General features: G+C 72.1%; 12 protein-coding genes. 5 read left to right on the top strand and 7 right to left on the bottom strand.

The window, feature by feature from the left end; genetic code table 11:
* Positions 1–150: 150 nt before the first annotated feature.
* On the bottom strand, positions 151–864 hold the full coding sequence (locus tag B7C62_21160) for a hypothetical protein (protein ARF74461.1): 714 nt from the start codon (positions 862–864) through the stop codon (positions 151–153).
* A gap of 227 nt (positions 865–1,091) precedes the next feature.
* On the opposite strand from B7C62_21160, the gene B7C62_21165 reads away from it, so the two are divergent.
* A complete protein-coding gene (locus B7C62_21165) occupies positions 1,092–1,616 on the top strand; it encodes a hypothetical protein (GenBank protein ID ARF74462.1) in 525 nt (174 codons plus the stop codon).
* Between the two features lie 63 nt (positions 1,617–1,679).
* Here B7C62_21165 and B7C62_21170 read toward each other — a convergent pair whose 3' ends face one another.
* The 3 genes from B7C62_21170 to B7C62_21180 are packed head-to-tail and all read right to left on the bottom strand — an operon-like array spanning position 1,680 to position 4,104.
* Entirely contained in the window at positions 1,680–2,477 is a 798-nt protein-coding gene (locus B7C62_21170; protein ARF74463.1) for an enoyl-CoA hydratase, read from the bottom strand.
* A 3-nt stretch (positions 2,478–2,480) separates the two neighbouring features.
* A complete protein-coding gene (locus tag B7C62_21175; GenBank protein ID ARF74464.1) occupies positions 2,481–2,933 on the bottom strand; it encodes a hypothetical protein in 453 nt (150 codons plus the stop codon).
* 22 nt (positions 2,934–2,955) lie between these two features.
* Positions 2,956–4,104, bottom strand: coding sequence for a lipid-transfer protein (locus B7C62_21180; protein ARF74465.1), 1,149 nt, complete (start codon positions 4,102–4,104; stop codon positions 2,956–2,958).
* Between the two features lie 100 nt (positions 4,105–4,204).
* Here B7C62_21180 and B7C62_21185 point away from each other — a divergent pair, with 100 nt between their 5' ends.
* From B7C62_21185 to B7C62_21195, 3 genes are all read left to right on the top strand, one after another.
* Positions 4,205–5,761 carry a fatty acid--CoA ligase gene (locus B7C62_21185; GenBank protein ARF74466.1) on the top strand — a complete coding sequence of 519 codons (1,557 nt, stop codon included), beginning with the start codon at positions 4,205–4,207 and terminating at the stop codon, positions 5,759–5,761.
* Positions 5,762–5,838: 77 nt separating this feature from the next.
* Entirely contained in the window at positions 5,839–6,138 is a 300-nt protein-coding gene (locus tag B7C62_21190) for a hypothetical protein (protein ID ARF74467.1), read from the top strand.
* Positions 6,138–6,533: a hypothetical protein gene (locus B7C62_21195; GenBank protein ID ARF74468.1), complete on the top strand. Its 396-nt coding sequence runs from the start codon at positions 6,138–6,140 to the stop codon at positions 6,531–6,533. The genes B7C62_21190 and B7C62_21195 overlap by 1 nt, the downstream gene beginning before the upstream one ends.
* Before the next feature lie 566 nt (positions 6,534–7,099).
* Here the strand turns inward: B7C62_21195 and B7C62_21200 are convergent.
* Complete coding sequence (locus B7C62_21200; protein ARF74469.1) at positions 7,100–10,177, bottom strand: AfsR family transcriptional regulator; 3,078 nt, start codon at positions 10,175–10,177, stop codon at positions 7,100–7,102.
* A gap of 376 nt (positions 10,178–10,553) precedes the next feature.
* On the opposite strand from B7C62_21200, the gene B7C62_21205 reads away from it, so the two are divergent.
* The gene (locus tag B7C62_21205; protein ID ARF74470.1) at positions 10,554–11,774 is read left to right on the top strand and encodes an amidohydrolase; all 1,221 of its coding nucleotides are present in this window, start codon (positions 10,554–10,556) and stop codon (positions 11,772–11,774) included.
* Positions 11,775–11,941: 167 nt separating this feature from the next.
* On the opposite strand, the gene B7C62_21210 is transcribed toward B7C62_21205, so the two are convergent.
* Together B7C62_21210 and B7C62_21215 are read right to left on the bottom strand one after the other, a co-directional pair.
* Positions 11,942–12,778 carry a MerR family transcriptional regulator gene (locus tag B7C62_21210; GenBank protein ARF74471.1) on the bottom strand — a complete coding sequence of 279 codons (837 nt, stop codon included), beginning with the start codon at positions 12,776–12,778 and terminating at the stop codon, positions 11,942–11,944.
* Positions 12,779–12,991: 213 nt separating this feature from the next.
* Positions 12,992–13,195 (bottom strand): cold-shock protein, encoded by a 204-nt coding sequence (locus tag B7C62_21215; GenBank protein ID ARF74472.1) that lies wholly within the window; start codon positions 13,193–13,195, stop codon positions 12,992–12,994.
* Positions 13,196–13,449: the final 254 nt, after the last annotated feature.

Here is a 13,449-nt window from a genome sequence, read left to right on the forward strand (position 1 = left end):
CACTTTCCGGCTGGTCCGGCCACTCTCCAGCCCGTCCGGCGTTTGAGGACGGAACCCTCGACGGGGTGACCGTCAGCTCCAAGGGGCCGGGTGCGCCGGAAATCCCAGCCCGTCCGGCGCTTGAGGACGCCCCCCCCGGCAGGGGCACCGTCACCCCTGACGAGGCGGCGGCGGAGGCGGCGGCCGATGCGGCGGATGCACCGGGTCCCGAGGGTCCGACTCCGCCGACGGCACCTCGGGATGCGACGGATACGACGGATACGACCGCGTCCGCCCGTCCTGGGGATCGGGCCCCACATACGGGTCCACCTCCGGCTCCGGCCACGGCGTCGTCTGCACGGACATCCCCGGCTCCTGCGTGGGCGGCCAGGTGTCCACCTGATCCGGCGCGGGCGCGGCGTACGGCTCCGGCGCCGACCGAGCCCTCCGCCCTTGGCCCCGGTCCCGCCCCCGACCCCGCCCCGTCATCAGCAGCGCCCCGATCAGCATCAGCACCCCGCCCGCGGCCGCGTTCGCCACCCCCACCTGCAACCCCGCCCCGTCCCCGCCCACCACCAGCGACCCCGCCGCCTGCCCCTGGCGGACCATCCACAGGATCGTGAAGCCCAGCACCACCACCCCCGCGAACGCGACCACGATCCGCGACCGCACCACCACCCCCGCGATCACCAGCAGCGCCGCGAACAGGAACGGCAGCAGGATCGAGACCAGCACCCCCGACTCCGTGGCGGTGATCCCGCCGAACAGGTCCCGCACCCGGTAGTCCTGCCCCGCCCGTCCGGCGTACCAGTCGCGGAACGGGCTCAGCACGGCGGACACCGCCCCGGCGAGGGCGACGAGTGAGCCGAGGATGTTGCGGATCATCGTCAGCCTCCAACGGCGTACGGCGAACACCCCCCGCACGGCCGACGCTACGCCGGGACGATCACCCCCGCCACGCGGACGCGGCCGCCCGCCGCGCGGATGCCCCGGCCCGTGGACCATGACGGGACCGTGACAGGCTCATGACCTACGAGCTGTCCGCACCCGGCATGCTGGGCACGGACAGAGCAAGGAACGGCAGACGACCGACAACAAGGGGGGCTGCGTCCATGATGCGGCGACAGATCAAGCTCGCGGCGGTCCTGGTCGTGGTGGTGCTCGCGCTCACCGGGTTCTCCACGTCCAGCAGCGGCAAGAGCGGAAAGAGCAAGGGCAGCAGCAGTTCGGGCGGCGGCTGCTCCAACTCCAAGAAGAGCAACAGCGGTTACCGCCACAACTACGACAACGACAATGACGACGACACCTCCTCGTCCGGCTCGTCCGGTTCCTATGCGACCCCGACGCCCACCGCGTCCGACGCCCCCGCCTTCCGGGTGATCCGCTGCGCCCAGCCGCGCAAGGGCAAGCGCAAGGCGGTCACCTCGTCCCTCATCGAGCTGCGCTCCAGCGAGATCGGCTCGCAGAAGTACGAGGTCGACGTGGCCTTCCTCGACGCCCGCGGGAACACCGTCGACACCGCCGAGACCACGGCGACGCTCGACTACGGCGACACCCGCAACCTCACCGTGCGGATGGACCGCCCCGGCAAGGTGTCCCGGGTCAAGAGCTGCGATGTCAAGGTCCAACTGCTCTGACGGAGAAGGGGGTTCACGCTGCTCTGGCGGAGAAGGGGTTTCACGGCGCGGAACCCGCCACCGTCACCGCACCCTCGGCTCCCCGTTCCGGTCGCCGCTCCCGCCCCCGCCCCGTCGCCCCTCGAACAACTCGGCCTGCTTCTCCAGGGCCAGGTTCCCGAGTGCGATCAGGGCGGGCGCCTGGGCCATCGCCTGCGTACGGGCGGCCTCCCGCGCCGACCACACCGCCCGGACCGTGCCCTGCACCGCCTCCGTCGGATACCCGGCGATCACGGCCGCCGCCCGCAGCGCCGCCGCCACCGCGCCGCCCGGCTCCGTCACCTCGCTGACCAGCCCGACCGCGTACGCCCGTTCGGCGCCGATGCGTTCCGCGGTGCCCATCAGGGCCATCCGGGCCACCTCCCCGAACGGCATCCGCTGGGCCATCGCGACGGCCTCGTACGCCGAGACCATCCCGTACGTCGTGTGCGGGTCGAAGAAGGTGGCCGCGCGTGAGGCGACGATGAACTCCGCCTCGCCCAGCAGGTAGAACGCCCCGCCGCACGCCATCCCCTCCACGGCCGCGACCACCGGCTTCCACAGGTCGTTCGCCTTCGGCCCGACGCGCAGGAGCGGGTCGTCGATCGCGTACGGGGACGGGGGCTGCGGGACCCGTACGCCCCGGTCGATCCCGGTGCAGAAGGCGCGCGTGCCGGTTCCGGTGAGGACCACGGCCCGCACCGACTCGTCGTACCGCAACTCCCGCCACGTCGAGGCGAGTTCACCGGCCGTCTCCAGGTCGATGGCGTTCAGCTTCTCCGGCCGGTCCAGCACCACGAGCGCGACCCCGCGCTCCCCGTCCCGCTCGATGCGCAGCGCCATGGCTCACCGCTCCAGCAACCAGCGTACGAGCGGGAAACCGTCGGGTCCCACCGGGCAGAAGACGGCCCGCACCGGTGCCCCGATCCGCAGCCGCGCCGGGTCCACCGAGTTCAGCGGCGCGTCGGCGGAGGCGACGACGTTCCCGGCCAGCCGGATGTGCGGGGCCTCCACCAGTTCCACCACCACCGCGTTGTACGGGGCCTGTTCGGCATAGGCGGGGAGCAGCGGCGGGTGCGGGATCACGTACGACCAGAGCCGCCCGCGTCCGCTCATCTCCCGCCACTCGCTCGCGAACGACCCGCAGTGCGGGCAGCAGGGCCGGGGCGGGAAGCGCAGTTCGCCGCAGGCGGGTGCGGCGCAGGACTGGACGCGCAGTTCGCCCCGGGCGGCGTACTCCCAGAAGGGGGCGCCGTCCTCGTCGGCGACGGGAAGCAGCAGCGAATCGTTCACACCCATCTCCTCAACTCTCCTCACCTGCTCAGTTCCGCAACAGGACAGCCGACGTCGGTACACCCTCACCTGCTGTGACCAGGCAGGTGGCGGCGTCCGGCACCTGGGCGGTGGACGTGCCCCGCAGCTGCTTGACGCCCTCGGTGATGAGGTTGAACCCGTGGACGTACGCCTCGCTCAGCCCGCCGCCCCCGGTGTTGACCGGCAGCCGCCCCCCGCTCTCCAGCGCCCCGCCCTCGGTGAACGCCCCGCCCTCGCCACGCCCGCAGAAGCCGTACCCCTCCAGGGAGAGCGGGACGAGCGGGGTGAACGCGTCGTAGATCTGGGCCACATCGACGTCGTCCGGCCCGAAGTCGGCCTGTTTCCACAGCTGTCGGGCGGCTGTCCAGGCGGGTCCGGTGAGCGGGTCGTCGTTCCAGTAGTTGACCATCCCGTGGTGCTGGGCGGGCAGCCCCTGGGCGACCGAGTGGAGGTAGACGGGGCGCTGACGGCAGTCGCGGGCGCGCTCGGCGGAGACGATGACACAGGCCAACGCCCCGTCCGTCTCCAGGCAGTTGTCGAAGAGGCAGAGGGGTTCGCTGATCCAGCGGGAGGTCATGTACATCTCGCGGGTCAGCGGGCGCTCGTACATGATCGCGTCCGGGTTCTGGTTGGCCCGGTTGCGGCAGGCGAGGGCCACGTTGAAGAGGTGGTCGCGGGTGGCCCCGTACTCGTGCATGTAGCGGCGGGCCAGCATCCCGATCTCGTCGGCGGGGCGCAGGAGTCCGTAGGGCCGGGTCCACTGGGCGGGGGTGGGCAGCTGGACGGCGGTGTTCTTCCACGGTCGCGGGCCCGACCCGCGCTTCCGCGACCGCCAGGCCACCCCGACGCTCGCCTGTCCGGTGGCGACGGCGGCGGCGAGATGGCCGAGGGTGGCGCACGAACCGCCGCCCCCGTAACCGACCTTCGAGAAGAAGGTGACGTCCCCGGCGCCGATCGCCTTGGCGACCTCCACCTCGTCGGTCTCCTCCATCGTGTACGAGGCGAAGCCGTCGACCTCCGAGGGGGCGATGCCCGCGTCGTCGAGGGCGGCCAGGATCGCCCGGCAGGCGAGGGTCTTCTCGGATTCCGGGAGCCGTTTCGCGAAGGCCGTCTGCCCGATCCCGGCTATCGCTGTCGCGTCCTTGAGCGTCGCCATCCGCCAACCTCCCGCACTCCCGCGCCTGCTGACAGCCGCAGAGGCTACCGCTAATCTGACGGATAGTCAGCTAGTGCGGCGGCGGGAAGGCGGGCGCGTGATGCGGGACGACGAGGAGTGGGGCACCATCCCGGGGCTGGTACGGGAAGCGGCACGGCGGTACGGACCGGTGGAGGCGGTCGTCGAGGGCCGCACCCGTCTGACGTACGCGGAACTCGGCGACCGGGTGGAGCGCACCGCCGCCGCGTGCCTGGCCGCCGGGGTGGAGCCGGGCGACCGGGTCGCGATCTGGGCCCCGAACACGCTGGACTGGATCGTCTCCGCGCTCGGGGCGGTGAGCGCGGGCGCGGTGCTGGTGCCCCTCAACACCCGCTTCAAGGGCACGGAGGCGGCGCACATCCTGCGGCGCAGCCGGGCGAGGCTGCTCTTCGTCACCGGCACGTTCCTGGGGACGTCGTACGTGGCGTCCCTGCGCCGGTCGGAGGTGAAGCTGCCGGACCTGGAACGGGTGGTGGTGCTGGCGGACACGGCCCCCGAGGACTACACGAGCCGGCCGGACTTCCTGGCGGCGGGCGCGGGCGTACCGGCCTCCGCCGTACGGGAGCGGGCCGACGCCATCCGCCCCTTCGACCCCTCCGACATCATCTACACCTCGGGCACCACGGGCGACCCCAAGGGTGCGGTGATCACCCACGCCCAGACGCTGCGCGCGTACGCGATCTGGAGCGAGCTGGCGGGTCTGCGCGAGGGCGACCGCTATCTGATCGTGAACCCCTTCTTCCACACCTTCGGCTACAAGGCGGGGATCATCGCCTGCCTGATGCGGGGGGCCACGATGGTCCCGCAGCCGGTGTTCAACGTGGACACGGTGCTGGCGAACATCGCGGCGGAACGTATCTCCGTCCTGCCCGGCCCGCCCACCCTCCACCAGTCCCTGCTGGACCACCCGGCCCGCGACGCCCACGACCTCTCCGCGCTCCGCCTGGTGGTGACGGGCGCGGCGGTGGTCCCCCTCCGGCTGGTGGAGCGCCTGCGCACCGAACTGGGCATCGCCACGGTCCTCACGGCGTACGGCCTCTCCGAGGCGAGCGGCATCGTCACGATGTGCCGCCGGGGCGACCCGCCCGAGACCGTGGCCACCACGTCCGGCCGTGCGATCCCCGGCACCGAGGTCCGCGTCCTCGCCGCCCCCGGCAGCCCCGGCGAGATCCAGGTCCGGGGCTTCAACGTCATGACCGGCTACTTCGAGGACCCGGCCACCACGGCCGCCACGATCACCCCCGACGGCTGGCTCCGCACCGGTGACGTGGGCGTCCTGGACGCGGCGGGCAACCTGCGGATCACGGACCGGATCAAGGACATGTTCATCGTGGGCGGCTTCAACGCCTACCCGGCCGAGATCGAACAGCTCATCGGCCTCCACCCGGACATCGCCGACGTGGCGGTCGTCGGCGTCCCCGACCCCCGCCTCGGCGAGGTCGGCAAGGCGTACGCGGTCCGCCGCCGGGGCGCCACGGTGACGGCGGACGACCTGATCGCCTGGTCCCGCCGGGAGATGGCGAACTTCAAGGTGCCGAGGACGGTGGAGTTCGTCCCGGAACTCCCGCGCAACGCGAGCGGCAAGGTGGTGAAGGGGGAGCTGCGGGGGCGGGGGTAGGGCGGGCCCGCCGGGCACCTCTGTTCGACTTCACCGGATGGAGTGAACGGGCGGGGCCGGTGCCGCGCCCCGGAGGTATGGTCGTAAGTATGGCAACCAAGAAATACACGGTCACCCTGCCGGAGGAGCTGGCGGAGGAGATCCGGGCGGAGGTCGGCCCGGGGGCCTTCAGTGCGTATGTCACCAGGGCCATAGAGCGTCAGCGCGAGCACGACCGGCTGGGGGAGCTGGTGGCGTGGATGCAGACGGAACGTGGTCCGCTCACCGAGGAGGAGCAGGATGCGGCCGCCGCCGAGATGCGTGACATCGAGCGGTGGTTCGAGGAGCGGGAAGCCGGCAGACGCGGCGGGCACGGCGAAGAGGCGGCAGCCGCCTGATGAAGGACATCTGCTTCGTCCTGGACTCCGAGGCGCTGTCCAGGATCGCTCTGCGTGACCGTGAGATGACAGCGATTCTCGCGAAGGCGCATCAGGCGGGTAGCCGCGTGATGACGAGCCCCATGACCCTCGTGGAGGCGTACCACGGCAAAGTCCGTCCGGCGGAGTGGAACTGGGCCATGTCCCGCCTGGTCGTCGAGCCCGTCACCAAGGAGGTCGCCGACGAGGCGATCCGGCTCCTGCTGGACACGGGCCTCCACGGCCACAAGTACGCCATTGACTCGGTGCTGGCTGTGCTCGCCAACCGGCAGCGCGGCCGGACGGTCGTCTTCACCTCCGACGCGGACGACCTGACCAAACTGTGCGCGCCGCGCGTGCAGGTCCGGGCCCTGTAGCGGGCCCGCCCGGAGACTCCCGCGCACGCCCGAGGGGCCCGAGCCCATCCCCAGGCCCGGGCCCCTCGTGCTCCCCCGTACGTCCCCCGTAGATCCCCCGTGGGTCTCCGTACGTCCCCCGTACGTCCCCCCCCGTTGTCCCCCGTACCGCGACCGCGGCGGCTCCCCCTCGGCGCCGCCGTGGCCGCTCCCCCCGGGGAACCGGTCAGCGCGGGTCCGCGCCCGTCATGTGGCTGTCCAGCGGCTTCACCGTGGGCTTGGTGGCGGGCTTGGCGGTGGTGGGCTCGCCCGTCATGTGGCTGTCCTCGGGCTTGACGTCACCCGGGGTGCCGGGCTGGGCCTTCGGCGGCTTGATGTTCTTCGGCTCGGTCATGGCGAACTCCGTTGCTCGGTGCATGGACTGTTGGCGAAGCCCGTCCGGCTGCTCCCCCGTGGGCTGCCGGACGGGCCCTTCAGAGCCGCTCACCTTAGTGCTCGGTTCCACTGCCGAATCGTCTGCCCCCCGACGCGACGTTTCGACGGGAGCAACACTGCACGGCGGCGATAAACGAACGATGAACGCGCTGTCAGCTCCCGTCGGAGGCACCCACGGTGGCTCCTGCGGCACCGCCCCTGGGGGTTCCCGAAGCGGCTCCCGCGGCGGTCCCGGCGACGGCCCCCGCTACGCCTCCCGCGGCCGCCCCGGCTACGGCTCCGGCGACGGTCCCGGAAAGCAGGCGGCGGACCGACTCGCTCTCCGGGGCCTCCAGCCGCTCGAAGACCGCGAGCGCCTCCCGCCAGCAAGCCTGCGCCCGGTCGGCCTGCCCTATGCCGTGCAGCGCCTGGCCGAGCACGGTGAGCACATTGGCGCGGCGCCACTCGCCCCCTATGTGCAGCAGCACCGTGAGCGCCTGCTCGGCGAGGGCGGCGGCCCGGGCCGGGCGTTCGGCGGTGAGCTGGACCTCGGCCAGCCGGAACAGCGTCATCCCCTCCCAGAGGCGCTGGCGGCTCTCCCGGAAGACGGCCAGGGCCTCCTGGAGCCGCTCCTCCGCCTCGTCCGGCCGGTTGGCGCGGGCCAGTGCCAGGCCCAGCGCGTAACGGCCGTTCGCCAGGCGCAGGGTGAGGCCCATCCGGTTGTAGAGGGCGACGCCCTCGCCCGCCAGTCTCACCGCGCTGTCGGTGCGGCCCATCGCGAGGTGGACGCGCGAGAGGTTGCACAGGGCGCTGGCCTCCCCGGCCTGGTTGCTGTCCGCGCGGAACGCGGTGCACGCCTGCCGCAGGAGCGCCTCGGCCTCGCTCTGCTGATTGCGGTACGCGGCGATGATGCCCAGCTCGTTCGGCGCGTTGCAGTGGGTCCACACGTCGTCCGCCGCCGGGGCGAGCAGCAGGGCCCGGCGCGCCTCCTCCGCCGCCTGGTCGAACCGGCCCGCCATGCTGTGCACCTGGGCGAGGGTGGTCCGCGCCCTGGCTTCGGCGTACGGGTCCCCGGCCTGCGCCGCCGCGTCCCGCGCCACCGTGGCCGCGGACTCGAACTGGCGGGAGTTCGCCCCCGACTCCGCCAGGTCCTTCGAGGCCAGCAGGAGATCCACCGCCCGCCGGACCGACCCGGCGCCGCGGTGCTGCTGGACGCAGGCGAGCAGGCAGCCCGCCTCCGCGTACAGCCAGTCGAGGGCCCGGCCGTGGTCGGTGAACGAGAGCCCCTCGTACCGCGTCGCCTCCAGATGGTCCACGGTCCGGTCCCCCGGCCGCTCCAGCGCGTACACCCCCGCCGCCGTCGCCAGGTAGAAGTCCAGCAGCCGGGAGAGGGCCGCCTCGCCTTCCGTCGGCGCTTCGTCGCGTTCCGCGCAGGCACGGGCGTAGAGGCGTACGAGGTCGTGGTAGCGGTAGCGGCCCGGGGCGGCCGACTCCAGGAGGGAGGTGTCGACCAGGGCCTCCAGCAGGTCCTCCGCCGTGTGCGGCTCCAGGTCGAGCAGGGCCGCCGCCGCTGCCAGGGAGATGTCGGGGCCGTCCGCGAGGCCCAGCAGGCGGAAGGCGCGGGCCTGGGCCGGTTCCAGCTGGCCGTAACCGAGTTCGAAGGTGGCCTTGACCGCGAGGTCGCCCGCCTGGAGCTCGTCCAGGCGGCGGCGCTCGTCGGCCAGCTTGGCGGCCAGGACGGAGACCGTCCAGGTGCGGCGCGCGGCCAGCCGGGAGGCGGCGATGCGGATGGCGAGGGGGAGGAAACCGCAGGCGGCCACCACGTCGAGCGCCGCCTCGCGCTCCGCGCCGACGCGTTCGGTGCCCACGATCCGGGTGAAGAGCTGGAGCGCCTCCTCCGGTGACATCACGTCCAGGTCCACCAGATACGCCCCGGCCAGGTCGACCATCCGCACCCGGCTCGTCACCAGGGCCGCGCAGCCGGGCGTACCGGGCAGCAACGGGCGGATCTGGGCCGCGTCGTGGGCGTTGTCCAGCAGGACCAGGACACGGCGGCCGGCCAGCGTCGAACGGTAGAGCGCGGCCCGCTCGTCCAGGGTGTCCGGGATCGCCGAGTCCGCCGTACCGAGCGCCCGCAGGAACGAGCCGAGGACCGTCTCCGGCTCCGCCGCCCGCGCCCCCGCGCCCTGGAGGTCCACGTACAGCTGGCCGTCCGGGAAGTGCGGGCGGGCCTGGTGGGCGACATGGACGGCCAGGGTCGTCTTGCCGACCCCGCCGATCCCGGCCAGTGCGGAGACCGCCATCACCGACCCCTCGGCGGTGGCCAGTTGGGCACCCAGCTCCCGGACGAAGGGGACCCGCCCGGTGAAGTCCGGCACGGTGGCCGGGAGTTGCGCGGGCTTCAACGGCGCGGGCGCGGCGGCCGGTTCGTCCGCCGGGCGGGCCAGCTCCTCGTCGGCGCGCAGGATGCGCTGCTGAAGCTGGGACAGTTCGGGGCGCGGGTCGACCCCCAGTTCCTCGGCGAGGAGGCGGCGGGTGTCCGCGTACACGGCGAGGGCCTCCGCCTGCCGCCCGCTGCGGTAGAGCGCCACCATCAGCAGCTCCCGCAGCCGTTCGCGCAGCGGGTGGGCCGCCGTGAGCGCGGTGAGCTCCGAGACGGCCTCCGCGTGGTCGCCGACCTCCAGGTCCAGATCGAGCCGGGTCTCGGTGAGCGTGAGGTGCCACTCCTCCAGCCGGGCGCGCTGGTTCTCCGCGTACGGTCCCGGCACCGAGGCCAGCGCCTCCCCGGCCCAGAGCCCGAGGATCTTGTTGAGCAGGGTGCGGGCCTGCCCCCGGTCGCCGCCCGCCCGGGCCTTCTCCGCCTCGGCGGCCAGGTCCTGCGCCAGGGTGAGGTCGAGCGCGCCCCGGCCGATCCGGATCGCGTACCCGCCGGACTCGCTCACCAGGGTCTCCTGCCCCAGGATCTTGCGGAGCCGGGAGGCGTACGTACGGATCGTGGCCAGCGCCTGCGAGGGCGGCTCCTCGCCCCAGAACGCGTCGATCAGCTCGGCCGCCGTGGCCGTCCGGCCCTCGCGCAGGAGCAGGGCGGCCAGCAGGGCGCGCTGCTGGGGCGAGCCGGAGGGGAGCGACTCCGCCCCGCGCCATGCCCGTACGGGACCCAGGACGGTGAACCTGAGGGAGTCGGCGGCCCCCGGTTCCCCCGGAGCGCGCTGCTCCGGTACGCGCACGCGTGGCCCGTGGTCACGGTCCATTGATGCCCCCTGTCCTGCTCGCCTGCCGACCCCGCTCTTTAGCGGGTCCTGCCGGTGGTGCCCGTGCCCGTACCCGTACCTGAGCCCGCATCCGGAAGCCGTCCGCCCGCTGTCGTCCATGGCGCCCGTCCGCGCGTCCGGATGTGCGCGCGGACGTGCGCGCGGACGTGCGTACGGCGGAGTGCGGGTGCGGGCGTACATCCGGATTGCTCGGTACCGCTGGTATTGCGCTCAACAGTCTGCCTTGTCGCGGGCGGACTCGTCAGCAGTGGGTGACGCTCTGCACAAGGCTTCGACAACGATTGGGGAACCGTGTGCGGTACCGGTGCCGGACAGATAGCTGACGGTTCGTCAGATCGACGCTACCGTGGAACGCATGGAGACCTTCCCCAAGATCATCTCGGTGGACGACCACACGGTGGAGCCCGCACATGTCTGGCGGGACCGGCTCCCGTCCAAGTACGCGGACTCCGGGCCGCGGGTCGTCCGCGCACCGCTGAAGGAAATGACCTTCCTGGGCGGAAAGTTCGCACCCGTGATGGGTGCACCGGGCGACGAGGGCCCGGTGGGCGACTGGTGGGTCTACGAGGACCTGCGCCGGCCGCTCACCCGCCTGGACACCGCCGTCGGCTACGACAGGGACGAGATCAAGCTGGAGATCATCACCTACGAGCAGATGCGGCCGGGCTCCTTCTCGGTCCCCGACCGGCTCGCCGACATGGACGTCAACCACGTCCAGTCCGCCCTCTGTTTCCCGACCTTCCCGCGCTTCTGCGGCCAGACGTTCACCGAAGCGAAGGATCGCGAGCTGGGGCTGCTCGGGGTGCGCGCGTACAACGACTGGATGGTGGAGGAGTGGTGCGGCCCCGAGGCGCACGGCCGCCTCATCCCGCTCACCCTCGTCCCGCTCTGGGACGCGGAGCTGGCCGCCGCCGAGGTCCGGCGCAACGCGGCCCGGGGCGTGCGCGCGGTCGCGTTCTCCGAGATACCTCCCCATCTCGGGCTTCCGTCGATACATACGGACGAATGGAATCCGTTTCTCGCGGCCTGCGACGAGACCGGGACCGTCATCGCCATGCACATCGGCTCCTCGTCGAGGATGCCGTCCACCTCCGCCGACGCCCCGCCCGCCGTCGGCTCCACCATCACCTTCGCCAACTGCTGCTTCTCGATGGTCGACTGGCTGATGAGCGGCAAGTTCGAACGCTTCCCGAACCTCCGGATCATGTACGCGGAGGGCCAGATCGGCTGGATTCCGTACATCCTGGAACGCGCCGACGTCGTCTGGGAGGAGAACCGCGCCTGGGGCGGCGTCGCCGACAAGGTCCACCGCCCGCCGTCCGAACTGTTCGCCGACCACGTCTACGGCTGCTTCTTCGACGACGCCTTCGGGCTGCGGAACCTGGACGCGATCGGGGTCGGCAACGTTCTGTACGAGACGGACTACCCGCACTCCGACTCCACCTGGCCCAAGTCCCGCGAGGTCGGCGAGGCACAGATGGGCCACCTCGCCCCGGACGTCGTGGACCGTATCGTCCGGGGCAACGCGATCGACCTGCTGGGGCTGACGGAGGACGGGCTCTGGGCGGGGGCGTAGAGGGGGTACGTCCCCGGGAGCACGTGCCCGGGAGTACGTTCCGGGGCGACTTGGGATGTCATCCGGCTCACCGGCTCACCGGCTCACCCGCATCCCCGCGTCCACCGTCCCGGGCCACGCGGTGCGTGTACGGGGAGGGGCCGCCCCCTCCCCGTACACGCGGCGGGTCAGACCCGCTCCGCCCGCTCCACCGGCTCCTGGAGCTCCGTCACCCAGGCGTCCCGGTCCGGCGGGCACTCAAGGGTGACCTCGCGGGCGTACCCCGTGGAGCGGTAGCCGTTCTCCTCCAGCCAGTGGGCCAGGGTCTGCGCGGTCGGCAGCACGTCGTCCATCGCGCCCCGGTGCACGATCGTCGCCGCCTCGAACGGGGGCAGCTCCACCACCGTCACCCCGGTGTCCCCGACCGGACCCACCGGGGCCGACACGGTCACCCCCGCGTGGACGACGATCGCGCCGCCGCCCTCGGCCGCGTCCGCGTACCGCGCGATCCCGGGACCGGTGGGCCGGATTCCGGCGCCCTCCAGGAGCGGGAAGAGGTTCTCGTACAGCGGACCGATCACCGGCCCGATGTCCCGCGGCTCGTAGCTCGCGGCCGTCCCGGTCAGCTCGGCCACCCGGACCGCGGGAACGGTCTTCATCACGACGTCCTCGGCAGGCATACGCCCCTCGCTCTCGATCGACCGGAGCCTCGCCTCGACCCGGGCCAGCCGCAGGGTGGCGGCCTCCACCGCCGCCGCCAGCTCCGCCCGGCGCAGCCGCAGCATTCCGCGCAGCTCCTCCGGGCCCACCCGCTCGTCCAGGACGGCCCGCACCTGCTGGAGCGTGAAGCCGAGGTCCTTGAGCGCGATGATCCGGTTGAGCCGGGCGAGCTGGGCGGCGCCGTAGAAGCGGTAGCCGGTGGCGGGGTCGGTACGGTCGGGGCGCAGCAGCCCGATGGCGTCGTAATGACGCAGCATCCGGGGCGACACCCGCCCGTACCTGGCGAAGTCTCCGATGGTGAACATGACGGCTCCCACTGAACGGCTTCACACGGGGTGAAGGTCAAGCACCGCCGGTCCTCGCGCCGACGGCAGCCCGTACCGCTGCCTGTATACAGGCAGGAGCACAGCCCGTACCGCAGCCCGTACACAGGCAGGAGCCCCGTTCCTCCGCCGAAGCGGGGGAGCGGGGCTCCTTGGGTACTGCTATGTGCGGCCGCGATCGGCCGACCCGGGCAACTAGGCCGGGGTGACGTTCTCAGCCTGCGGACCCTTGGGTCCCTGAGTGACGTCGAAGTTCACGACCTGGTTCTCCTCGAGGGAGCGGAACCCGGACGCGTTGATCGCGGAGTAGTGAACGAAGACATCCGGGCCGCCGCCGTCCTGGGCGATGAAGCCGAAGCCCTTTTCAGCGTTGAACCACTTGACGGTTCCGGTAGCCATAAGCCCTCCTTGGGCCAAAGGGTTGCCCTGCTCCAGAACCTGCAAACAAGTCTGAAAACTACAAAAGCCTGCGGGTTACATGCTCCGCAGGCTCTGTACTGCAAGGGAAACCAAACTGCAACTTGCGAGCGAGCCTAGCACGCAGTCTCCGGAGAGCGGTAGAGGGAAAGATCACTTCACCCGAATGTTTGATTGCCCTGTCGGAGGTATGACGGGGAGGGCCGTACGGGGGAGCGCGGGCCGGGGTGAGGGCG

Origin of the sequence: Kitasatospora albolonga (assembly GCA_002082585.1) — a bacterium.
Classification (GTDB): domain Bacteria; phylum Actinomycetota; class Actinomycetes; order Streptomycetales; family Streptomycetaceae; genus Streptomyces; species Streptomyces stephensoniae.